This is a genomic window from Gordonia terrae, assembly GCF_051789125.1.
Taxonomy (GTDB): Bacteria; Actinomycetota; Actinomycetes; order Mycobacteriales; family Mycobacteriaceae; genus Gordonia; species Gordonia terrae_A.
The window spans coordinates 1,013,602-1,034,830 of the sequence record NZ_CP196526.1 but is presented as its reverse complement, the minus strand read 5'-3'; the positions used below and the strand labels follow the sequence as shown (position 1 = coordinate 1,034,830).

Below are 21,229 nucleotides of genomic sequence, written 5' to 3'. Positions count from 1 at the left end.
CTCGTCGTCGCGACGTCCGGCGGATCAGACGGTGACGCGTCGGCGCCGGCGCCGCCATCGGCGACGCATACGCGACGAGGCCCCCGCAGCCGCACCGGCTCCCGACTGATCGGCGCCCCGGCGGGCGTCGAACGACGCCATCGCGCGTCCGTAGCTGTCGAGGAGCTGGTCCACGGTGTGTTCCCACGAGAACTGTTCGGCGTGCCGACGCGCATTGGCACCGAGTTCGACCAGACGATCGGGTTGCGCGAGAAGCTTTTCGAGCGCATTGGTCCAGTCGCCGACCGCGTGCCCGTTGACCAGGACCCCCGTCCGCCCGTCGTCGACCGCGACCCCGAGACCGCCGACGTTGGCGGCGATGACCGGCGTCCCGCATGCCTGCGCCTCGATCGCGACGAGGCCGAAACTCTCCGAATGACTGGGGACCGCAACCACATCCGACGCCCGGTACACCTGCGCCAGGCGATCCGCCGGCTGGGGCGGGAGGAACGTGACCGAGTCCGCGATCCCGAGTGCGGCGACCTGATCCATCAGCGCGGTCGGTCGCTGGAGTCCGGACCCCGAGGGTCCGCCGACCACGAGCAGACGCAGCCTGCGTCCGGTCGAGGCGGCCTCGGAGATCAGCGGCGCGACCGCCGCCACGAGGAGATCGGGGGCCTTGAGCGGCTGGATGCGGCCGACGAACGTCACGATCGTCTCGTCGGGGTCGAGGTCGAGTGCCGCCCGCGCCGCGGAGGCGGATCCCGGTGTGTAGCAGTCGAGATCGGCGCCCGGGGTCACCACGTCGATCCGGGCCGGGTCGGCGTCGTACATCGAGAGCAACTCGGCCGCTTCGGTTTCCGTGTTCGCGACGAGCCGGTCGGCCTCACCGACGACCTGCTGCTCACCGATGACCCGCAGTTGCGGCTCGGCGGTGTCACCCTCGGCGAGCGCGGCGTTCTTGACGGCGGCGAGCGTGTGCGCGGTGTGCACCAGCGGGACGCCCCACCGATCGCGCGCGAGCCAGCCCACCTGGCCGGAGAGCCAATAGTGCGAATGGATCAGGTCGTAGTGACCGGGCGCCTGTGCGGCCTCCGCCCGCAACACGCCTGCGGTGAACGCGCAGAGCTGGGCGGGCAGGTCTCGTTTGTCGAGACCCTCGAACGGGCCGGCGACCACGTGACGGACCGTGACCCCCGGTGCCGCGACGACCGACGGGGCGTCGGCCGACGAGGTCGCCCGGGTGAAGATCTCGACCTCGACACCGCGCCGGGCCAGGCGGAGTGCCGTCTGCCAGACGTAGACGTTCATCCCGCCCGCATCGCCGGTGCCCGGCTGCGCCAGCGGCGAGGTGTGCACGGAGATCAGTGCGACACGCCGCGGCACCCTGGACGACGACGGGGGGCTCGAGGTCATGGTCTCCACCATAGAGAACGCCGCGGATTCCGGCGCAGACCCTCACGGCGGACCACTCCCCGCACGCCCGTCCGAGCCATCCCCTAGACTGCTTTCGGTAACGATTGTCATTTGCGTAAAGGTGCTCGATGAGGAAATCACTGCTGGCCGCGGCCGGCGTTCTGTCCACCGCCGCGTTGGTCCTGTCCGGCTGCTCGAGCGACTCCGGCGGCAGCGACGGCCCGCCCACCGTGGTGGCGTCGACCAACGTCTGGGGTTCGGTGGCGGCAGCGGTGGCCGGGGACAAGGCACAGGTGACGGCGCTGTACGACAACGCCGACGGTGACCCGCACGAGTTCGAGCCGTCGGCCGCGGACACCGCGACGATCGCCGACGCGGACATCCTCGTCTTCAACGGCGGCCACTACGACTCCTACATGGAGGAGGCTGCGGCGAACTCCGACGCCACCGCGGTCGACGCCTACTCGCTGCTCGGCGGTGACGAGCATGCCGCCGAGGCGGAGGGCGAGGAGCACGCGGACCACGGTGCCGGCGGTGACCACTCCGCAGAGGAGCACTCCGGCGGGGCCCACGATCACGCGCACGGCGACCAGAACGAGCACGTCTTCTACGACCTCCCGGTCGTCGCCCAGGTGGCCGACAAGGTCGCCGACGCGCTGGCCGAGCAGGATCCGGGCAATGCGGAGACCTACCGCGCCAACGCCGAGAAGTTCACCACGGGCATCGACGGCCTGCGTGCGAAGCTCACGACCATCCGGCAGCAGCACGAGGGCACCGAGGTCGCCCAGACAGAACCGCTCGCCGGTTACATGCTGACCGAGGCCGGACTCGTCGACATCGCACCCGCCGGGTTCACCCAGGCCGTGGAGGAGGGACAGTCCCCCGCCGCCGCCGACCGTGCCGCGCTGCAGGACATCCTCGCCGATCGCCGGGCCAAGGTGCTGATCTACAACACCCAGGCGGTGGACCCTGTGACGCAGGCGATGCTCGACGTCGCGGGTTCGGCGGGCGTTCCGGTCGTGAAGTTCACCGAGACCCTGCCCGACGGCGTCACCGACTACGTGGTGTGGCAGAACGGCCAGATCGACGCCCTCACCGGGGCGCTGGCCTCCGGAACCAGGTGACGGCCGTGCACGCCGAGCCGGAACCGGTCGTCGCCTTCGCGGGCGCGCGACTCGGGTTCGGCGACCGCGTCCTGTGGGACGGGCTCGACCTGATCATCGAACCCGGCGAGTTCGTCGCAGTCCTCGGCCCCAATGGTTCCGGAAAGACCTCGTTTCTTCGCGTCCTGCTGCGCCAGTACGCACTCGACCGTGGGACCGTCGCCACCACTGATGCGATCGGCTACATACCGCAGCAGCACGCCGACGACGACGCGGACCCGATGGCGATCCGCGGTCGCGACCTCGTCGGCTTCGGCGTCGACGGCGGCCGCTGGGGCATCGGCGTGCGGGGACGGGCGCGCCGACGCGAGCTGGTCGACCGCGCGCTCGGCGCCGTGGACGCACTGCCCTACGCCGACGCACCGCTGGGTGTTCTCTCCGGCGGTGAGCAGCAGCGGTTGCGCGTGGCACAGGCCGTCGTGAGCGACCCCGACCTCCTGCTGTGCGACGAACCCCTCGCCAGTCTCGACCCCACCAACCAGCAGGTGGTCGTGGAACTCATCGACCGTCGCCGCCGCGAGGCGGGGACCGCGGTCGTCTTCGTGACCCACGAGATCAACCCGATACTCCCCTACGTCGACCGCGTGCTCTATCTCGTCGACGGCCGGTTCCGCATCGGCGCGCCACACGAGGTGATGACCACCGAGACGCTCAGCGAGCTCTACGGCAGCGACGTCGAGGTGCTGCGCGTCAACGGCCGTCTCGTCGTGATCGGCGGCGAGGACGCCCACCACTGTGCGGATGCGACGCCGGGCACCACCACGACCGGACTCCCGGGCGGACTCGCGTGATCACGACGGTGTCGGCCGCCGAACGTCAGTTCAGCGACCTCTGGGACTTCTCGACGACCGTCGACCTGCTCGGGTACGACTTCATGCAGCAGGCGCTGCTCGCGATGGTGCTGCTCGGTCTCCTCGGTGGCCTGCTCGGCCCGCTGATCGTCGCGCGGCAGATGTCGTTCGCGGTGCACGGTGCGAGTGAGTTGTCGGTGACGGGTGCCGCCGCGGCGCTGCTCATCGGATTCAGCGTCAACCTCGGCGGCGTGATCGGTGCCGTGATCGCCGCGGCGGTGTTCGGTTTTCTCGGCAACCGGGCGCGCGAACGAGATTCGGTGATCGGCGTCGTGATGGCGTTCGGTCTCGGGATCGGCGTACTGTTCCTCGCCCTCTACGGGCGCATCGGCACCGGGTTCGCGCTGCTGACCGGTCAGGTGGTCAGCGTCGGCATCAACGGCCTGGTGGCGATCGCGATCACCACCGCCATAGTCGTCGCGGTGCTCGCGGTGATCTACCGGCCGCTGCTGTTCGCGTCGACGGACCCGCGGGTGGCCCAGGCGCAGGGCGTGCCGATCCGGACGCTGTCGGTGGTCTTCGCGATCATCATGGGGCTCGCCGCCGCGCAGGGTGTGCAGATCATCGGCGCGCTGCTCGTGATGTCGCTGATGATCACACCGGGGGCGGCGGCCGCGCGGGTCACCGCGAGCCCGGCCCGGGCGCTGATCCTCTCGGTGATCTTCGCCGAGGTCGCCTCCGTGGGCGGACTGCTGATGTCGCTGGCCCCGAAGCTGCCGGTGTCGGTGTTCGTCACGATCATCTCGTTCGTGATCTACGCGGTGTGCCGCATCCTAGGGAACCGCCGCGTGCATCGCACGCGCTAGAGGCACGGCGTGCATCGCACGCGCTGACGGGTCATTCCTCGGCGAAGCCGGGGTTGCAGCCGGCGCCGACCATGTCCTCCTCGGTGACGACGGGGCGGCCGGGTTCGAGGTTCCAGCTGGGCTTCTCGGGCTCGATGATGCGGGCGAACCGCCAGTGGCAGTCGAACTGCGCCTGCATGCCGGGGGTGTCGGCGGTGGCATCGAGGTCGAGCACCTCCGCCCACGCGGCGGCCATCGCACCGGCGTCGGTGGTGTAGCGGCCGGAGGTCGTGGGGAACACCGAGAGGCTCGGCCCGACCGCGGTGTCGGTCCATTCGACCCGGTCGATGTAGGGCGGGCGGTAGACGATCGGCGCGGGAGCCGACGACTCCTGTCCGTACGGCGAGGTGGTGGGCGCGCTGGTGATCGGCGAGCCCGCCGAGGTCGACGACGTCGCGGTCGGGAAGTTCGGCGTCTCCTGCCCGCACGCGGACATCGGCGTCACCAACACCAGGGCGGCCACGACGAGGAGTCCCCGCCGGGCTGCCCGCCGCGCACGGTGCCGCGCGGTGCGCTCGTGCGACCCCGACCAGTCCAACCCCGACAACATACCGCCACCCTAGGTGACGAGTAGCCTGCATCTGTGGTCCACCGACGCACCTGGACGCGAACGCTCGCCGTGCTGGTCACCGCGATCGTCGGGGTCCTCGTGTGTCTCTCGGGATGTGCTCGCACCCCGGATCCGGGACCCCTGCGGCCGGTGCCCTCGCAGCGGGTCCAGGCGACCCCGGACGGCCTGGTTCTCGACGGAAGACCTTGGTGGCCCGCCGGATTCAACGCCTATCAGTTGGGCACCGACTGGGCGGTCAACGAGGGGTGCGGAGCCGAGGTCGACCTCGACGCGTACTTCGCGAAACTGCCCCCGCGTGCGCTGACCCGGTTCAACGTCTATTCGTCCTTCGCGGTGCACGGGCGCAGCGGCCTGCTCGACTTCGCTCCGCTCGACCGGGTCTTCGCCGCGGCGGCCCGGCATCGTCAGCTGGTGCTGCCCGTACTCGCCGGAGGCTCTGGGGACTGCGAGGCTCAAGCGACGCGAAGCCTCCGGGTGTGGACGGGTCGGCGGGTCGGACCGGACCTCACCGGACGAGTCGAGACTCAGCGAGCTGCGCACACCCTCACCGCACTGTTCGCGGACGGCGGCGTGGTTGTAGGTGACGGTCAGCTCGGTGTAGCGCGTCAACAGGTCCTGCGGGATGTCCGCGTGGGTGTCGGGGTGGGAGCGCAACGCCGCCGACCTCGTGCTGCGGGCGTAGCTCCACACCGCGGGCACGTGTCTCCTCGATCCCGACTCGGGTTTTCGGGATCGAGAACGCGACGGCGTCGTGTTCCCGACCCGTGCACCGCCCCGCAGAAAAACTTGTCGGATGATCGAGAAACGGACACCTTTCGGCGCGCCGCGGTCTCGGCTGCCGGCGCCCGCGGTCCGCGGTGTCGATTCGCGAACGTTCGCCCGAACCCGGGTCGAACTCTGAGACCATGGCGGAGGTCGAGACATCCGGGCGAACTCGAGGAGCGACATGCGGCATGTGCACGCCGGCGAACGCGTCGACGGCGGTGAATACGTCGACCTCGCCGGCACGACCGTGTGGCACTTCACCGCGGGCGAACCGACCGGACCGCCCACGGTACTGCTGCACGGACTGTTCGCCTCGGCGTCGTCGTGGGGTACCCAGATCGGCGCCTTCCTCGACGCCGGATTGCAGATCTTCGTGCCCGAGCGCCCCGGCCACGGCCACAGCCCCGACCTTCCGGGCGAGTTCAGCTTCGACACGATCGTCGAACGGACCATCCGCTACCTCGACGAGGTCGTCGGCCGCCCGGCGAACCTGGTGGGCTGGGCCGACGGCGCCGCCGTCGCGCTGCTCGTCGCGCGGACCCGGCCGGACCTCGTCAGCAGGCTCGTCTTCGTCGGCGGTTACCTCAACAACGACGGCCGCACGGCCGACGAGTTCATCGCCCGGGTCGCCCGCCGCGATCCCATGACGGTGGAGTACCTGCGCATCTACTACGACGACACGTCGCCGGACGGACCCGACCACTTTCCGGTGGTGTACGACAAGGCGGTCCGCATGCTCACCAGGGAACCCGACTTCGAGGTGGCGGGCTTCGCCGGCGTCGAGGCACCGACCCTGGTCGTCGTCGCCGACCGTGGTCTGGTGCGCATCGAGCACGCACTCGAGCTGTCCCGGACGCTGCCGCACGCCCGTCTGGCGGTCATCCCGGGCACCCACATCCTGCCGGTGGAGTCGCCAGAACTGTTCAACCCGCTCGTGCTGTCGTTCCTCGCGGCCGACCCGCCGTCGGTGTGGGACTTCGGCTGACACCAGCTCCTGACGGTGCGAGACCCGGCCGACCCCCCGCTCCAACGGTGCGAGACCCCGGCCGACCCCCGCTCCAACGGTGCGAGACCCCGGCCGACCCCCGCTCCCTGAGGTGCGAGGAGCGCAAGCGACGAGCCTCGAAGGGTCAGGCCGGCGAGTGCACCCGATACCAGGCCTGACGGCGCAGGGTATCGGGGTCGGCCTCGACATGGTCGGGGTCGTCGAGCACGAGGACCTTGCGCTCGTCGGTGGTGAAGGCGGGCCAGCCGAGTCCGGGGTCGCCGGTGCGCGCGAACGCGCCCCATCGGCCCTGGACGTTCTGGGTCACCCGCCCGCTGCCCGGCCAGTCCGCCACCGCCAGTCCGGCGCCCATCGGCGCTCGGTAGGCACCGAAGACGCTGAACAGCTCGGTGGCGTGCGTCGCCCCGAAGCCGGTCGCTTCCAGGATCTTCGTCTGATAGTCGTAGCGGTACACGTAGGTCGGCGCCACGGCGCTGTGGCCGTCGGCAAAGGCGGTCATCGGCGCCCAGAAGATCGAGTCACCCGCCAGCCGGATGCGGTCGCGGTCGCCGTCCTCGTAATGCGAGGCGATCTCCTTGCGGACCTCGTCGTCCTCGACCCGCATGAGTGTCCGCTCGGCGTCGGGAAGAACGTTCCAGAGCTTCGCGAAGAGATTCGCCTCGTCCCGGTTGCTGCCGATCACCAGCGGCACCGGCTGGGTGAGGCCGCCGGCGGCCGCGGCGAGCGGGGACCGTGGGAGCAATTCGCCGTCGACGACGGGGGCGAACGGAATCGAGCCCCCGGCCGTCTTCGTCGCGAAACGCATCAGTTTGTTTCCGGCTTCCAGCAGCAACGCCGGATTCGGTGCGGTGAGGAGGCGTTGCGCCTCGGCTGTGTCCACGGGTGGTTCGTGCCGCTCGAACGAGCTCGAGCGCCGCTGCGGGTCGCGCAGGAGGCGGACGAACTCGTCGGCGTAGACCGTCGCGGCATCTTGTTCGACGATGAGCTCCGGCGCCGGACTCTGGGCGATCGCCCGGTGGAACAGTCCGGTGGTCGACGGTGCCGACAACAGCGACAGCACCGACGACCCGCCGGCGCTCTCCCCGAACACCGTCACGTTGCCCGCGTCTCCGCCGAACGCGTTGATGTTGTCCTGAACCCACTGCAGGGCCGCGATCTGGTCGCGGAGGCCGACGTTGGTGTCGAACGGACGGTCGTCGGTGGCGAACTGGCTCAGATCGAGGAAACCGAACGGGCCGAAACGGTACTGCACGGTCACGACCACGACGTCTTGGGCGCGGGCGAGGAATGCGCCGTCGTACAGCGGTGTCGCCGCGGTTCCCAGGATGAAGGCCCCACCGTGGATGAAGACCATGACGGGGCGAGGCGTCGACGACGCCGAGTCCGGCGAGTACACGTTGAGGGTCAGGCAGTCCTCGGCCATCGGCGCGAACTTGCCGGGCGCGATCGCCGTGAACCGCTTCTCCTGGATCGCCGCCTTGCCGATCTTCGTGCAATCGCGCACGCCCGGCCAGTCGTGGGCCGGCTCGGGTGCACGGAATCGGCGATGTGCGACCGGCGGCGCGGCGAAGGGGATTCCGCGCCAGCTGATGGTCCCCCGGCGCAGCCGCTTTCCGCGCGCGCCCTCGACCACGCCGTTGCGGGTGGTCACCTTACTGTCCAGTAATGCCATGTCTCCACCGTAGACGAAACGGGCGGTTCGTCTACCCCCTTGACGGCCGGCGATCGCCGGGGCACGGCGCCGCGACAGCGCCCTAGAATGCCCTCATGAACTCCGGCGGCGGCCTCATCGATCTCAACGCCGACCTCGGGGAGGGCGTCGGCGACGACGCCGCGATGCTGGAGATCGTCACCAGCGCGAACGTGGCCTGCGGTTTCCACGCCGGAACCCCCGCCGATCTGCACGCGACGTGCCGGGCCGCGGTGGCGGCCGGGGTGCGGATCGGCGCCCAGGTGTCCTACCCCGACCGGAGCGGTTTCGGACGCCGGTTCATGGAGATGACGACGTCCGACCTGATCGCCGATCTCGTCTACCAGATCGGTGCGCTCGACGCCCTGGCACGTTCGGTCGGTGGGCGGGTGACATATGTGAAACCCCATGGCGCGCTGTACAACACGGTCGTCCACCACGAACAGCAGGCGGATGCGGTCATAGCCGCGGTCCGTGACGTCGACGCCGGACTCGCGGTCATGGGACTACCCGGCTCCGAGGTACTCGCCCGGGCGCGACGCGCCGGCCTCGCGACCGTCACCGAGGCCTTCGCCGACCGCGCATACACCCCGCAGGGCACCCTGGTCCCCCGCGTCGAGGACGGGGCGGTGCTGTCCGACACCGCCGAGATCGCCCGCCGCGTCGTCGAACTCGTCACGACCGGCCGGATCACGGCGATCGACGGGACCCGGATCGGTGTCGAGGCGGAGTCGGTGTGCCTGCACGGCGACACCCCGGGAGCCGTGCATCACGCACAGGCGGTGAGGGCGGCGCTGAGTGCAGCCGGAGTGGCGGTCGGGGCTTCGGGCTGACCGAACCGCCCCTCGCCGATGGGACTATCCGCGCCGTTGTCGGGCGAACTCGGCGAGGACCACACCGGCCGCGACCGAGGCGTTGAGACTCTCGACGTCGCCGGCCATCGGGATGGACAGGATCGAATCACAGCTCTCGCGGACGAGCCGGGACAGGCCCTTGCCCTCCGAGCCGACCACGATGACGGTCGGACCGCTGCCGTCGTAGTCGTCGAGCGTGACGTCTCCATCGGCGTCGAGGCCGACGAGCTGCGCACCCGATTCGGCCCAATCCTTCAGCGTGCGAGTCAGATTGGTGGCCCGGGCGACCGGGAGACGCGCGGCGGCACCGGCACTGGTCCGCCAGGCGACGGCCGTCACACTGGCGCTGCGGCGCGCGGGGATCACCACGCCGTGGCCACCGAACGCGGCCACCGAGCGGATCACCGCACCCAGGTTGCGGGGATCGGTGATGTTGTCGAGTGCGACCAGCAGCGGCGGGGTGCCGCTCGCCTTCGCCTGCGCCATCAGGTCGTCGGGATGGGTGTACTCGTACTCGGGCACCTGTAAGGCGATGCCCTGGTGCATCCCGTTGGTGGACAGTCGATCCAGCTCGGGTTTGCCGACCTCGAGGATGGAGATCGCCGAGTCGCCTGCGATCTTGACCGCTTCGGCCACACGCTCGTCGGGTTCGGAGTTGGTCGCGATGTAGAGGGCGGTCGCCGGGACACCAGCGCGCAGGCATTCCACCACCGGGTTACGTCCCAGCACGTACTCGGGACCCTCGTCCTTGGCTCGTGCGCCACCGCGTCCTGCCGCCGATTTCGACGCCGCCTTCGCGCGCTTGTGCGCCGGATGATAAGGCCGGTCAACGGCTTTCGGGGTTGCACCGCGAGCCTCGAGGCCGCGGCGGCGCTGACCGCCGGAGCCGACGGTCTGCCCCTTCTTGGTGCCGTCCTTGCGAATCGCACCCCTACGCTTGGAATTGCCTGCCATCACGCCTCACCCTTCAACGCCCATTGCGCACCATCGGGGGTGTCGGTGACCTCGATACCGGCCTCGGCCAGCCGGTCCCGCACCGCGTCCGCGGTGGCCCAGTCCTTGGCGGCGCGCGCATCCGCACGCCGTTGTAGTTCCGCTCGCACCAGCACATCGAGTGCCGAGGTCGCGGCCGAATCGTCGGCGGTGCCCGCCCACCGGTCGTCGAGCGGATCGACCCCCAGGATGCCGGTCATCGCGCGCACCGACGAGGCCGCCGTCAGCGCCGCGGCGCCGTCACCGGCTTCCAGGGCAGTGTTGCCCTGCCGAACCACGTTGTGCACCACAGCAAGCGCAGCCGGTACACCCAGATCGTCGTCGAGCGCGACAGCGAATTCGGGATCGACATCGCCGACGACGACGTCACCGACTCGCGCGGCGACCCGTTCGACGAACGATTCGATCCGACGATAACCGGCGGCCGCCTCGGTCAGCGCTCCCGCCGAGTACTCGAGCATCGACCGATAGTGTGCACTGCCCAGGTAGTACCGCAGTTCGACGGCGCGCACCCGCTGCAGCATCGCGGGGATCGACACCACGTTGCCGAGCGACTTGCTCATCTTCTCGCCACCCATGGTGACCCAGCCGTTGTGTAACCAGTAGCGCGCGAACGGATCTCCCGCACCGTGTGCCTGGGCGATCTCGTTCTCGTGATGGGGGAAGACCAGATCCATGCCACCGCAGTGGATGTCGAACTCGGGACCGAGAAGGCTGGTGGCCATGGCCGAGCATTCGAGGTGCCAGCCGGGGCGCCCGGGGCCCCACGGAGTCGGCCACGACGGCTCGTCGGGCTTGGCCGCCTTCCACAGGGTGAAGTCCCGCGGGTCACGCTTTCCGGTGCCCGCGCTCTCACCCTGGTGCACATCGTCGAGTTTGTGCCCGGACAGCGACCCGTAGTCGGGCAGGCTCCGCACGTCGAAGTACACGTTGCCGTCGGCGACGTAGGCGTGCCCGCGCTCGATGAGCCGTTCCATGTACTCGACCATCTGGGTGACGAACCCGGTCGCGCGGGGCTCCGCCGACGGGGGCAGCACCCCGAGCGCGCGGTAGGCGTCGTCGAAGGCGCGCTCGTGCGTCGCCGCCCACTCCCACCAGGGCCGGCCCGCTTCGGCCGCCTTCCGGAGGATCTTGTCGTCGATGTCGGTGACGTTGCGGACGAACAGGACGTCGAGACCCTTGTGGGTCAGCCAGCGTCGGAGGATGTCGAAGGCGATACCGCTGCGCACGTGACCGATGTGCGGAACACCCTGCACCGTCGCCCCGCACAGGTACACCGACGCCTGTCCTGGGTGCAGCGGCACGAAGTCGCGCACCTCTCGGGAGTCGGTGTCATACAGGCGCAGGGTCACGACCGGCCATCCTACCGGACCACGACCTGGGCGATCAGCGCGCTCATCTCCCGGAGGGTGGCGGTCAGCGCTTCCACCGCGCGGTCGGTGTGCGGATGCCGCACCCGCACGTGGATGCCGTCCGCGTCCCGCCAGAACCACCACTGCGCGGTGTCGGTGGCTTTGGAACTCGACACCTGTTCCGCGCGCACGCCGGGGTGCGGTCCGGGCAGTCGCGTGTAGTCGACGTAGGACATCATGAACACGTCGTTGCGGCCGGGACGCAGCAGGTGCCCGAAGGCACCGTAGACGGGCGTGAGGCCGATCTCCGCGAGCGGCAGGGCCGCGGCCAGCCGCTCGGTGTTGACCCGCATCGCGGTGAACAGGTCGTCGGCGCCCGCCGCGATCCGCAGGGGCGCATTGCCCACCGACCATCCGACGCAACCGGGGCCGGCGCCGGTCCCGGTCGGGACGACGGTCGGCACCTCGCCGGGACCGCCGAGGGACTCGATCGCCCTGGCCGCACACGTGAGGATCGCCGGATAGGTCCGCGCGCCGTGCCGGTGGACCGTCGAACTGAACTCCCGTGCGGCATCGGCCGGCAGCAGCGTCGCGACCAGCGTGTGCATGTCCGCGGTCGCTCCCTGGTCGACCCCGAGGTCGAGGGGGAACTCCGGGACGGTCCACCCGGCAGCTCCCAGGAACTGTCCCCACCCGCCGAGCCGCGGGTCGTCGGCGGTCACCGACGCCTCCACCTCGGCGACCCGCCGCAACGCATCCAGACCCGATTCCGGTGGTGAGAGCGTGCGGCCGGCGAGCAGTTCGCAGATCTCGTCGGACAGCAGGGCGAGTGATCGCGCATCCACATAGCAGTGGTCGAAACCGCAGACGAGCGTCGTGGTCGACGGCCGCAGGACCGCGGCGAGGAAGTGCGGCATCGGTTCGAACGGATCGCATGTCGCGGTGATGGAACCGGTCAGCCGCTCGGCGAACGCTCGGGGACCGAGACCCGAATCCGATTCGCGGACCGCCTCTTTCACGTCGACGCCGGCGTGCAGGACGCGCTGATACCCCTCGGCGGCCCGCACATAGTGACTACGCAGCACGTCGTGCCGGGCGATGACCGTCGCCGCCACCTCGCCGAGCGCTTCGTCGTCGAGCCGTTCCGCGAAGTCGAGGGTGAGCGCGATCCATCCCGGCTGACCCTGCGACACCGAGTCCAGATGGAACCGTTCGTTCTCCGACACGGGAGCGCCCGAATGGACCACCCCGCCCCCGGGGACCGGTTGCCATCGGACCAGTTCTCCCGGCTCGACCTCCCAGGTCTCCGAACTCGACAGCTTCACCGCGGACTCCTCTCCTGGCTGCTCCCCGTTGCGTACCCGGTCAGGATCGTTCTCACTCGCGCCAAATGGTCGACGACCGACGCGCGGGCCACCTCGTTGTCGGGGAAGTGGCAGCGTACGACCAGACCGGCCGAGGTACGCGTGAACCACAGGTTCGCGTTCCGCGTGGTCCCGACCCCACTGGAGGTCTGCATCGTCGCCAGTGCCGGATCGTCACCGACCGGCAGACGCGCGAGATCGGTGTAGGACACCATGTAGGGGCTTCCGTCGAGCCCGCGGAAAACGCCCTCGGCGGCCAGCCGCGCCAGCACGCCGTGAGCCGGCAGAGACGACGCACGGCGCGCGACCCGCACACTCTCGCCCGCCGCCCGCACCAGGTCGTCGAACACCGCGTCCTCGTCGGTGGGGATGTTCACGACGATCGGGGCGAAGTTGCACATCCAGCCCTGGGTGCGGGCATGGTCGGGCCCCCGGGAGGCGAGCACGGTCGACACGAAGAACCGGTCCTCGCCGGAGGTCTCGTGGTGTCGCGCAGCAAGTGCCGCGTAGATGAGTCCCGCGAAGCTCCCGCCCGAAGCGGCGAGTCGTGCGTCGCAGCGCGACAATGCCCCCGGATCGAGCAACCATTGCTCCACCGCGACGGCCGGCTGCGGCTGGTCCCCGACGAGTCCCAGGTCGAGCGGACAGCGTGGCGCCCGACCGTCGTTGGCCGCGAGCGCATCCCGCCACACCGCGACCCGTTCGTCCTCGGACGTCACGCCCGCCGCGGCGACACGTTCGGCGAGCACGGCGTCCCCGAATTCTCCGGCGTCGGGCAGCTCCGCCGGTGTGCCCGTGCACTGCGCGCGGTAGAGCGCGGTGATCTCGATCAGCGCGAGCACGGACGAATACCCGTCGCCGTGGGCGTGGTCGGTGGCGAGGAAGAAGGTGAAGCCCGCGTCACCGGCGACGGCACCCCACCAAGATCCCGGAATCAGTTCGGCGCGTGCCCGTTCGGATGCGCGACGTCCGACCCAGTGCTCGACCGCTTCGGCGTCGGCGACGGCGTCACCCGACGATGCGACGTCGACGTCGAACACCTCCGACGGCGCCACCCAGCGCTGCGGACCGTCCGGCTCCGGACGGTAGTGGGCACGCAGTTCCTCGTGCCTACGGATGAACCCGGTGAGAGCCCGCGCCATCGCGTCCTCGTCGAGGGGCGCGTCGAATCGCGCTGCGGCGAGCAGGAAACCGGTGTGTACCTCGCCGACGGCACTCCTGCCCGTCATCGTGGCGAGGTGGTCGGACTGGAGGAACGACACGCCTTCACCCCAACGCTTCGCCGCGCGCCCGACCCGCTCGGCGTCGCGCAGCTCCCATTCGACCGTCCGTCGTCCGGGGTACGGGCCGAGGTGATCCGGGTCGAGCAGATGGGGGCGGAGCGCGACGACCGACGAGCCTGCCCGGCTGAATCGTGATGGGGCGGACGCGGACTCCGCGGCACCGGTCATCAACTGCCGAGTGCGGCCGTCGATCCTGCGGTGGTCGCGCCGGCGGTGACCGACTGGGCCGGACGGTAGACGTAGTCGCAGTCCCCGTCGGCGACGATCTTCTTCAGGATCTGATGGAAGGTCGACAGGAAGACCTCGACCGCCTCGGCCGAACCGTCGTCGGCCGGGAAACGCGCGGACACGTTCAGCCCGGTCGGGATCCGGTTGATCCAGAAGTAGACCTCGTCGGCATCCCGTGTCGCGCTGCGGAGGACGCGCGCCTGGCGCGGCGTCCACTCGGCCGCGCCCTCGGCGTGACGGAGGTCGATGTAGGACACGACGAACCCGGGCGGGGTGACGTCGCCGCCGATGAGTTCGGCGACAGGCGCGAAGGGCGCTGCGCCCACACCCTTGTACTGCGCGGAGGTGGCGGCGACGGCCGTGAGGGCGTCGGTGAACCTCGAGGGCTGCCCGGGACGGACCGCGACCGGGATGATCCCCACGAACCATCCCACCGCCTCGCCCCATTCGATGGCGCTGCGGGTGTGGACCGGGCCGATGAACCGGAGATCGGCATTGCCCGACAGGGCGGCCGACGTCATGGACAGCGCCGTGTAGATGCCCGCGGTCATCGACGACCCGGCGCCCTTGCACACGGTGTCGAAGGCCTTGGTCTCGGCCGCGTCGAGCAGCCAGTGCGACAGGGTCGCCTGGAATCCGTTGTCCGGCACACGATCCGCCGTGATCGTGCGCGGTGCATCGGCGGGCACGTCGAAGCGCGGGAAGCGCGGGATCGGTTCGGGCTGGGTGACGGTCGGCGTGTCGTCGAAGAAGCTGCGCCACTGGCTGACCGCGGCGTTGTTCGCGTCGATCTGCTCGCCCAGCTTGCGCTCGGCGTCACTGAAATCCAAGTAGCTGCCGAAGTCGGCCAGCGCGTGCGGTTCGCCGGAGACCTCGGCCGTGTACAGCGCGGTGAGCTCGCGGATGGCGAACACCTGTGTGTAGGCGTCCATCACGGTGTGATCGGCGGCGAACGCCAGCAGGAAGCCGGTGTCGTCGCCGGTCGGCTCGACTGTCACGGCGATGCAGTGCGGCCAGCTCAGCGGGGTGACGGTCCGGTTGAAGTAGTCGACGACGAGGTCGGACACCTCGGCGGCCGCCAGATCGGCACCGAAGTCCTTCTCCAGCACGGTGACCGCGTCGGCGGGCACGGTGATGCGGGTCAGGTCGCCCTGCGGGTGCTCGGGCTCGTGGACCCGCACCGATGTCCGGAAGGCTTCGTGTCGGCGGTACCACGCGACGAGCGTGCGCGACAGTGCTTCCCGGTCTAGCGGGCGCTCGATGCGGAAGGCGGTGCCGATCCACTGGCTGTACCAGTCCGATCCCTCGCGGACCGCTCGACGGGCGTGTTCGAGGTGCATGTAGGACAGCTGCCGCGAATCGGTGAGCCATTCCTCGGCGTCGACCTGCGGCTCCCACGCGGTCACAGTGCCGCCGGGCATCGAATAGTCAGTCAGCTCGGTGTATTCCATCGCAACTCACCTGCCTTCCAGGTTGCATGGGGTGTGTCGTGTGCACGGGGGCTGGTGCATGGGATGGGTCCGGGTGCACCGTGATGATCGGGTACGGACTGCGCCGTCGCGGGTCACAAGCCCAGTCCGCGACTCAGGGTCGGCCAGCTCTCGCGTTGCTGGTCCACCCAGTAGGGCCATGAATGCGTGCCGGGGTCGACGTAGCGCACGGTTGCCGGGACCTTCAGCTGATCGAGGCGGGCGTCGAGTTGCTGCGTACAGAGCAGGGAGCCGACCTCGATGGCACCCCCGATGACCTGCCGGTCGGTGGGGTTCTCGTTCCCGGGATATCCGGGCGCGTCGTAGCGGCCCGATCGACCGGTGCCGGTCGACACGTACACGGTCGAGCCCCGGAGGTTCGCCGCCCTGGAGACCACGTCGTGTGCCGCCCAGGCCGGATCGGTGGGGGGTCCCCACATGTTGTCGGCGTTCCCGCCGAAGCCGGCGACGATCCCGCGGGGATATGCCTGCCCTGCCAGGCCGGTCGTCGTGTAGCAACCGCTGTAGGCAGCCACCGCACGATAGAAGCCCGGATTGCGGACCGCGAGGACAAGGGATGCGCCCGCCCCCATCGACAGGCCCGCGATGCCGCGCACGGCGTTCCCGTCGAACCGCTGCTCGATCAGCGGCGGGAGTTCGCGAGTGAGAAATGTCTCCCACTTGTATCGACCGAGCTTCGGGTCGTCCCGCTGCCAGTCGGTGTACATGCTGCCGTCGCCCGCGATCGGCATCACGACGTTCACATTCTTGTCACCGTAGAACTCCGCGACATTTGTCTTGATGTTCCAGATGCTGTTATTCGGGTCTTCTTCGTTCAGCCCGCCGAGAAGATAGAGCGTGGGGCGCGGGCCGCTGTCGATTCGCGGCGTCACGACCTGCACTTTGATCGTCTTGTCCATCGCTGCGGAATAGACGTCCACGGCGTGTAGGTTCGGCCCCTGCGCGATCACGCGCTCGATCACCGGACGGGACGGGGACGCGCTCGCGTCGCCGGCCGCAGCCAGGCCGGTGAAGGCGCCCAGACCAGCAGCGATCACCCCGACCAGCGTCGTCATGCGCATCGATCCGCGGCGAAGGGTCGTACGGCGGGCGGCACCCGTCATGTCGTCGCGTCCTCCGAATTCTGCGAGAATGTCGTCTGAGAAGTTGCTGTCTGGAAGTTGCTGTCAACGAACTTGCTGTCGAGTCGCGGGTTCGAGCTCTGGCGTTCGGATATCTGCCGGGATTGCCGGCGAAGAGATCCGAACTCGTATTGCGCCGCACATTTCAACAGGTCTCGACAATGGCCACGACAGTAACCCGAATCGACCTGAATTGATAGTTCGGCGAGCTAATCGAACATTGTCGGACGAGCCACGATGATCGGCCGACGGGTGGTGGAACACGACTTCTGGTAGAGGATGGAGCGCGGTGGCCGACGTCGACACCCGCGGATCTACCTCGGTAAGGCTTACCTTAGCATGGCCTCCGGAGCGGAACGAACACCTGGCCGGCACTCGGCCGAGGGGTCGTCCCGGCCCCCGGCGGCGAGTCGGCCCCCGCAGCTGCGGACGGTCGTCCGCGCAGGTCACCGACCTCATCGGCAGGCACGAACGGCAGGGACAGGCATGAATTTCGGATCTCTCGTCCGCCACGAGACCGGGGCGGAGGCGGGTACGGTGGTCGACCGGTTGACCGCCGACGACGACCTCTTCGTCCGCATGGACGTCATCCTCGGACTCCCGGTCGTGAATCAGACCCTCTGGCAGTTTCCGGGCGACGTCGACGTCGAGGCGATCACCGCGCTCGGCGAGAAGCTGCGCCACGGCCGCCTCAGCCGGCTCGTGGGCACGCACCCCGGCCCCGGACGCGCGTACTGGCGGTACACACCCGACGCCGGCCGTGTCGACGTCCTCACCGACCCCGTGCCGGCCGGTGCGGAACAGTCGTGGGGCCGCGACCAGGCCGATGCCCCTCTCGACATCGAGAACGGACCGGCGTGGCGACTCACGATCGCCCGAACCGCCGACGAGGCGTCCGTGCTCGTCTCCCTCACGATCTCCCACGTCATCGCCGACGGCGGCACCGGTGCGGTCGCGGTGATCGAGGCCCTCCACGGCATCGACTACCGCCTCGGCGATGAGCCGGACCTCGTCTCGAATGTGCGGGACGCGGCAGACCTCCTGTGGACCGCCGGCGGCACCGCGTTCCGGATGTGGCGCGCGAGCCGTTCCGCCGCCGCCCCGGCGTCGCCGGTGCGGGTGACCGGCAGGCCTGCGCCCGACACCGACATGTCCACCGTGGAGACGGCCCCGAACGTCACCGTTCTCATCCCGCTCGCCGACTTCGCCGGAGCGGCACAGACACGCGGCGGGACCGACAACAGCTTGTTCGCCGCACTCATGGTCGGGATTCTCGAGCGCTGCGGGCGGGTGTCGCCGGGCGACGTCGTTCCGGTCTCCCTGCCCGTCTCGTCCCGCACCCTCGACGACCGGCGCGCCAACGCCAGTTCCGGCGCGACGGCTTTCGTCGAGGTGGCGCCCGAGCGCTATGAGGATCTGACCGCGGTCCGCAAGGCCTGCAAGGAGGCGTACGGCCGCCTCGCGGCCGGCTCGGGAGCCGTGGCGCAGCGAGCCGTCGTCCTGCAGGCGCTGACCGAGTCCATGACCCGTAGGCTCGCGGCGAACGTCACGACGCCGCTGTGCCTGGCCTCCAACGTCGGTCACGCGCCCGAGGAGTTCGCCACCCTGGGAACCGGAAAGCATGGGGCACTGTCGATCCGCGCGGTCACCGCGACCGACGATCCCAGCAGGCTCCGCGACCGCAAGGGCGGCATCAGTGGCTGGCTCGCCATCGACGACGGTCACGTGATGTTCAGCGTGAGCTCACTGGACCCGGTCCGCATCCCGGACGCGGCCACGCTGCGCACCCTCGTCGACGATGAACTCGGCGCCTGGGGTATCTCCGGAAAGCCCTGGGGCGCATGAGATTCGCTTTGGCGGTTCACGGCAGTCGCGGCGACGTCCAGCCTGCGGTCGCGGTCGGCGCCGAACTCGCACGACGCGGCCACCAGGTCCGCATCGCCGTACCCGAGGATCTCGTCGAACTGACCGCCGCATCGGGCCTCCCGACCCAGGTCCTCGCACCGTCGACCGCGGACCTGCTGGCGAGCCCTCTGGTGAAGGAGCGGCTGAAGTCGAAGAACCCGCGGGTGCGGCTACGTGCCCTGGGCGAGGTGGCCGACCACGGTCGCGCCACCTCGGAGCAGGTGATGGGCGAGCTGGCCGACGCATCGGACCTGCTCGTGACCGGCCCGCTCGCCCAGGACCGTGCCGATGCCATCGCCCAGAGCCGGGGTATCCCCTTCGTTCCCCTGCACTACTGTCCGCTGCGGCCCAACGCGAGCCTCGACGTCCGCTACCGCGCCTACCCCCGCCCCGTCTCCCGAGCGATGTGGCAACTGGCCGACCGGGTCTACTGGATGACGGTGCGGGGCGCGGATCGGCGGTTGCGCGAACAACTGGGTGTCCCGCAGGCGAAAGGGCCGCTCGGACGACGACTCCGTAACCGGGGCGTCCCCGAGATCCAGGCCTACGATGCCACCCTGTTCCCCGGGTTGGCCGAGGACTGGGGCCCACAACGACCGCTGGTCGGTTTCCTGTTGCCCGACACCGCCACTCGACACGCGATGACGTCAGGCACCGACGCCACACCGGCCGTTGTCGAATGGGCCGACGCCGATGAGCCGCCCGTCTACGTCGGCTTCGGCAGCATGAAGATCACCGCCGAGCAGATATCCGGGATCGTGACCGCCCTGCTCGATCGCGGGCTACGTGTCATCGGGCACACCGATCATGAACTGCCGCAACATGATCGGCTGCTCCACATCACCGGGCCGGTGAACCACGAGGTTCTGCTCCCCCGCTGTCGGGGCGCGGTGCACCACGGGGGCGCAGGCACAACGGCCGCGGTGACCCGCGCGGGAATCCCGTCGGTCATCGCGTGGCTCAGCGCCGATCAGCCCATGTGGGCCGCGGCGCTGCGGAGATCCGGTGCCGGGGCGGGCAATCGGCTCACTCGGTTCGGTCCGGCGGACCTCGACCCTCTCACCGATCCCGTGATCGCCACCGGCGCCGCACGTCTCGCCGAACAGCTGACCCCGCCCGCCGAGGCGGTCGGCCGGGCGTGCGAGATCTTGACGGGTGTGGCGGCCGACCGCTAGCCGGCCGAGTCGAGGAGGGCGGTGGCGACGGCAGCAACGCCCTCGCCGCGGCCGGTCATGCCGAGACCGTCGGTGGTGGTCGCCGACACCGAGACCGGACCACCGAGTGCGTCGGAAAGCACCTGCTGCGCCTCGGCGCGCCGCGGCCCGATCTTCGGCCGGTTGCCGACGATCTGCACGGCCGCGTTCACCACCCGGAGACCGTCGGCTTCGACGAGAGTCCGCACGTGCGCGAGCATCTCCAGGCCGGAGACGCCCTCCCATTCCGGACGGCCGGTCCCGAAGACCGAACCCAGGTCACCGAGTCCCGCGGCGGAGAGAACGGCATCGCACAGGGCGTGGGCGCCGACGTCTCCGTCGGAATGCCCTTCGCAACCGGGTTCGTCGGGAAAGTGCAGACCGACCATCCAACACTGAGCGGACGTGTCGACGCGATGGGCGTCGGTCCCGATGCCGACCCTCATGACTCGCCCACGACGTCGCGGACGATGCGCAGGTCCCAGGGGGTGGTGATCTTCATCGCCAGTGGGTCTCCAGGTACGACGTGGACTTCGATCCCGCATCTCTCGGCGAGGCCGGCGTCATCGGTCGCGAGACCGGTGTCGTCGGCATGGGCACGGAGCAGGGCGTCTCGGGTGAACCCCTGCGGGGTCTGAACGGCACGGAGCTCCTCGCGGTCGACGGTGCGAGAGACGCGGACGAGACCATCCGGGGCGGGCTCGACCTTCTTGAGCGTGTCCACCACGGGTACGCCCGGGACGACTGCCGGACGGCCCGACCGGACCGCGTCGACCACCTGCGTGAAGACACGGGCCGGCGTCAGCGGCCGGGCCGCGTCGTGGACGAGGAGTATCCGAGCGGCTCCCGCCGCGGCGATGCCGGCACGCACGGACTCCGACCGATGGGCACCGCCGGCCACGACGGTCACATGCGGGATGAGTTCACGGGCCCGATCGACGAGATCGGCCGGCACGACCACCACGACGGACGCCCCCAACGATGCGGGGATGTTGTCGACACATCTCTCGATGATCGTCCGACCACACAGGTCGACGAAGGCCTTGGGTACCGGCTCGCCGAGTCGGGTTCCCGACCCGGCGGCCGGGATGATGATGCAGACTTCTGCGCCGGAACCATCCGGCGTAGGGGTCACTATAGATCCTGGATCACATACGATC

Annotated in this window: 18 protein-coding genes and 1 pseudogene; 8 read left to right on the top strand and 11 right to left on the bottom strand. The window is 69.8% G+C overall.

Annotated features, from left to right (window positions below; genetic code table 11):
* Positions 1–24 precede the first annotated feature (24 nt).
* Positions 25–1,395, bottom strand: coding sequence for a D-inositol-3-phosphate glycosyltransferase (gene mshA, locus ACSUZC_RS04745; RefSeq protein ID WP_439031751.1), 1,371 nt, complete (start codon positions 1,393–1,395; stop codon positions 25–27).
* Positions 1,396–1,523: 128 nt separating this feature from the next.
* Between mshA and ACSUZC_RS04740 the strand changes: the two genes are divergently transcribed.
* Genes ACSUZC_RS04740 through ACSUZC_RS04730 form a run of 3 tightly spaced genes read left to right on the top strand, consistent with a single transcriptional unit; the run spans position 1,524 to position 4,215 of the window.
* On the top strand, positions 1,524–2,519 hold the full coding sequence (locus ACSUZC_RS04740) for a metal ABC transporter solute-binding protein, Zn/Mn family (RefSeq protein WP_439031750.1): 996 nt from the start codon (positions 1,524–1,526) through the stop codon (positions 2,517–2,519).
* A 5-nt stretch (positions 2,520–2,524) separates the two neighbouring features.
* Positions 2,525–3,349, top strand: a complete 825-nt coding sequence (locus ACSUZC_RS04735) for a metal ABC transporter ATP-binding protein (RefSeq protein WP_439031749.1) — start codon at positions 2,525–2,527, stop codon at positions 3,347–3,349.
* Positions 3,346–4,215: a metal ABC transporter permease gene (locus ACSUZC_RS04730; protein ID WP_439031748.1), complete on the top strand. Its 870-nt coding sequence runs from the start codon at positions 3,346–3,348 to the stop codon at positions 4,213–4,215. Before ACSUZC_RS04735 ends, ACSUZC_RS04730 begins: the two co-directional genes overlap by 4 nt.
* 31 nt (positions 4,216–4,246) lie before the next feature.
* Here the strand turns inward: ACSUZC_RS04730 and ACSUZC_RS04725 are convergent, their stop codons facing one another.
* Positions 4,247–4,804, bottom strand: coding sequence for a DUF2599 domain-containing protein (locus ACSUZC_RS04725; RefSeq protein ID WP_439031747.1), 558 nt, complete (start codon positions 4,802–4,804; stop codon positions 4,247–4,249).
* A 33-nt stretch (positions 4,805–4,837) separates the two neighbouring features.
* On the opposite strand from ACSUZC_RS04725, the pseudogene ACSUZC_RS04720 reads away from it, so the two are divergent.
* A pseudogene (locus tag ACSUZC_RS04720) lies at positions 4,838–5,275 on the top strand (beta-mannosidase); the annotation flags it as partial.
* A 496-nt stretch (positions 5,276–5,771) separates the two neighbouring features.
* On the top strand, positions 5,772–6,575 hold the full coding sequence (locus tag ACSUZC_RS04715) for an alpha/beta fold hydrolase (protein WP_439031746.1): 804 nt from the start codon (positions 5,772–5,774) through the stop codon (positions 6,573–6,575).
* A 145-nt stretch (positions 6,576–6,720) separates the two neighbouring features.
* On the opposite strand, the gene ACSUZC_RS04710 is transcribed toward ACSUZC_RS04715, so the two are convergent.
* Positions 6,721–8,268 carry a carboxylesterase/lipase family protein gene (locus ACSUZC_RS04710; protein WP_439031745.1) on the bottom strand — a complete coding sequence of 516 codons (1,548 nt, stop codon included), beginning with the start codon at positions 8,266–8,268 and terminating at the stop codon, positions 6,721–6,723.
* A 95-nt stretch (positions 8,269–8,363) separates the two neighbouring features.
* Here ACSUZC_RS04710 and ACSUZC_RS04705 point away from each other — a divergent pair, with 95 nt between their 5' ends.
* Positions 8,364–9,119, top strand: a complete 756-nt coding sequence (locus tag ACSUZC_RS04705) for a LamB/YcsF family protein (protein WP_439031744.1) — start codon at positions 8,364–8,366, stop codon at positions 9,117–9,119.
* 24 nt (positions 9,120–9,143) lie between these two features.
* On the opposite strand, the gene rlmB is transcribed toward ACSUZC_RS04705, so the two are convergent.
* The 6 genes from rlmB to ACSUZC_RS04675 form a co-directional block, all read right to left on the bottom strand.
* Entirely contained in the window at positions 9,144–10,094 is a 951-nt protein-coding gene (rlmB, locus tag ACSUZC_RS04700) for a 23S rRNA (guanosine(2251)-2'-O)-methyltransferase RlmB (protein ID WP_439031743.1), read from the bottom strand.
* Positions 10,094–11,485 carry a cysteine--tRNA ligase gene (gene cysS, locus ACSUZC_RS04695; protein ID WP_439031742.1) on the bottom strand — a complete coding sequence of 464 codons (1,392 nt, stop codon included), beginning with the start codon at positions 11,483–11,485 and terminating at the stop codon, positions 10,094–10,096. Before cysS ends, rlmB begins: the two co-directional genes overlap by 1 nt.
* Before the next feature lie 11 nt (positions 11,486–11,496).
* Positions 11,497–12,810: a condensation protein gene (locus ACSUZC_RS04690; RefSeq protein ID WP_439031741.1), complete on the bottom strand. Its 1,314-nt coding sequence runs from the start codon at positions 12,808–12,810 to the stop codon at positions 11,497–11,499.
* On the bottom strand, positions 12,807–14,300 hold the full coding sequence (locus tag ACSUZC_RS04685; protein WP_439031740.1) for a condensation domain-containing protein: 1,494 nt from the start codon (positions 14,298–14,300) through the stop codon (positions 12,807–12,809). Before ACSUZC_RS04685 ends, ACSUZC_RS04690 begins: the two co-directional genes overlap by 4 nt.
* A complete protein-coding gene (locus ACSUZC_RS04680; protein ID WP_439031739.1) occupies positions 14,300–15,811 on the bottom strand; it encodes a condensation domain-containing protein in 1,512 nt (503 codons plus the stop codon). The genes ACSUZC_RS04685 and ACSUZC_RS04680 overlap by 1 nt, the downstream gene beginning before the upstream one ends.
* 113 nt (positions 15,812–15,924) lie before the next feature.
* Positions 15,925–16,953: an alpha/beta hydrolase gene (locus tag ACSUZC_RS04675; RefSeq protein ID WP_439031738.1), complete on the bottom strand. Its 1,029-nt coding sequence runs from the start codon at positions 16,951–16,953 to the stop codon at positions 15,925–15,927.
* A 504-nt stretch (positions 16,954–17,457) separates the two neighbouring features.
* Here ACSUZC_RS04675 and ACSUZC_RS04670 point away from each other — a divergent pair.
* Positions 17,458–18,816, top strand: coding sequence for a hypothetical protein (locus tag ACSUZC_RS04670; protein WP_439031737.1), 1,359 nt, complete (start codon positions 17,458–17,460; stop codon positions 18,814–18,816).
* The gene (locus tag ACSUZC_RS04665; protein WP_439031736.1) at positions 18,813–20,051 is read left to right on the top strand and encodes a glycosyltransferase; all 1,239 of its coding nucleotides are present in this window, start codon (positions 18,813–18,815) and stop codon (positions 20,049–20,051) included. Before ACSUZC_RS04670 ends, ACSUZC_RS04665 begins: the two co-directional genes overlap by 4 nt.
* On the opposite strand, the gene ispF is transcribed toward ACSUZC_RS04665, so the two are convergent.
* Together ispF and ispD are read right to left on the bottom strand one after the other, a co-directional pair.
* Positions 20,048–20,515, bottom strand: a complete 468-nt coding sequence (gene ispF / locus ACSUZC_RS04660) for a 2-C-methyl-D-erythritol 2,4-cyclodiphosphate synthase (RefSeq protein WP_439031735.1) — start codon at positions 20,513–20,515, stop codon at positions 20,048–20,050. The genes ACSUZC_RS04665 and ispF overlap by 4 nt on opposite strands.
* Positions 20,512–21,204 carry a 2-C-methyl-D-erythritol 4-phosphate cytidylyltransferase gene (gene ispD, locus ACSUZC_RS04655; RefSeq protein ID WP_439031734.1) on the bottom strand — a complete coding sequence of 231 codons (693 nt, stop codon included), beginning with the start codon at positions 21,202–21,204 and terminating at the stop codon, positions 20,512–20,514. The genes ispF and ispD overlap by 4 nt, the downstream gene beginning before the upstream one ends.
* Between the last annotated feature and the right edge of the window lie 25 nt (positions 21,205–21,229).

What these genes read in the sequence shown, in the direction of transcription:
- mshA (WP_439031751.1), bottom strand. Translation starts at nt 1,395, where the DNA reads ATGACCTCGAGCCCCCCGTCGTCGTCCAGGGTGCCGCGGCGTGTCGCA.
- ACSUZC_RS04740 (WP_439031750.1), top strand. Translation starts at nt 1,524, where the DNA reads ATGAGGAAATCACTGCTGGCCGCGGCCGGCGTTCTGTCCACCGCCGCG.
- ACSUZC_RS04725 (WP_439031747.1), bottom strand. Translation starts at nt 4,804, where the DNA reads ATGTTGTCGGGGTTGGACTGGTCGGGGTCGCACGAGCGCACCGCGCGG.
- ACSUZC_RS04715 (WP_439031746.1), top strand. Translation starts at nt 5,772, where the DNA reads ATGCGGCATGTGCACGCCGGCGAACGCGTCGACGGCGGTGAATACGTC.
- ACSUZC_RS04710 (WP_439031745.1), bottom strand. Translation starts at nt 8,268, where the DNA reads ATGGCATTACTGGACAGTAAGGTGACCACCCGCAACGGCGTGGTCGAG.
- ACSUZC_RS04705 (WP_439031744.1), top strand. Translation starts at nt 8,364, where the DNA reads ATGAACTCCGGCGGCGGCCTCATCGATCTCAACGCCGACCTCGGGGAG.
- rlmB (WP_439031743.1), bottom strand. Translation starts at nt 10,094, where the DNA reads ATGGCAGGCAATTCCAAGCGTAGGGGTGCGATTCGCAAGGACGGCACC.
- ACSUZC_RS04685 (WP_439031740.1), bottom strand. Translation starts at nt 14,300, where the DNA reads ATGACCGGTGCCGCGGAGTCCGCGTCCGCCCCATCACGATTCAGCCGG.
- ACSUZC_RS04680 (WP_439031739.1), bottom strand. Translation starts at nt 15,811, where the DNA reads ATGGAATACACCGAGCTGACTGACTATTCGATGCCCGGCGGCACTGTG.
- ACSUZC_RS04675 (WP_439031738.1), bottom strand. Translation starts at nt 16,953, where the DNA reads ATGACGGGTGCCGCCCGCCGTACGACCCTTCGCCGCGGATCGATGCGC.
- ACSUZC_RS04670 (WP_439031737.1), top strand. Translation starts at nt 17,458, where the DNA reads ATGAATTTCGGATCTCTCGTCCGCCACGAGACCGGGGCGGAGGCGGGT.
- ACSUZC_RS04665 (WP_439031736.1), top strand. Translation starts at nt 18,813, where the DNA reads ATGAGATTCGCTTTGGCGGTTCACGGCAGTCGCGGCGACGTCCAGCCT.
- ispF (WP_439031735.1), bottom strand. Translation starts at nt 20,515, where the DNA reads ATGAGGGTCGGCATCGGGACCGACGCCCATCGCGTCGACACGTCCGCT.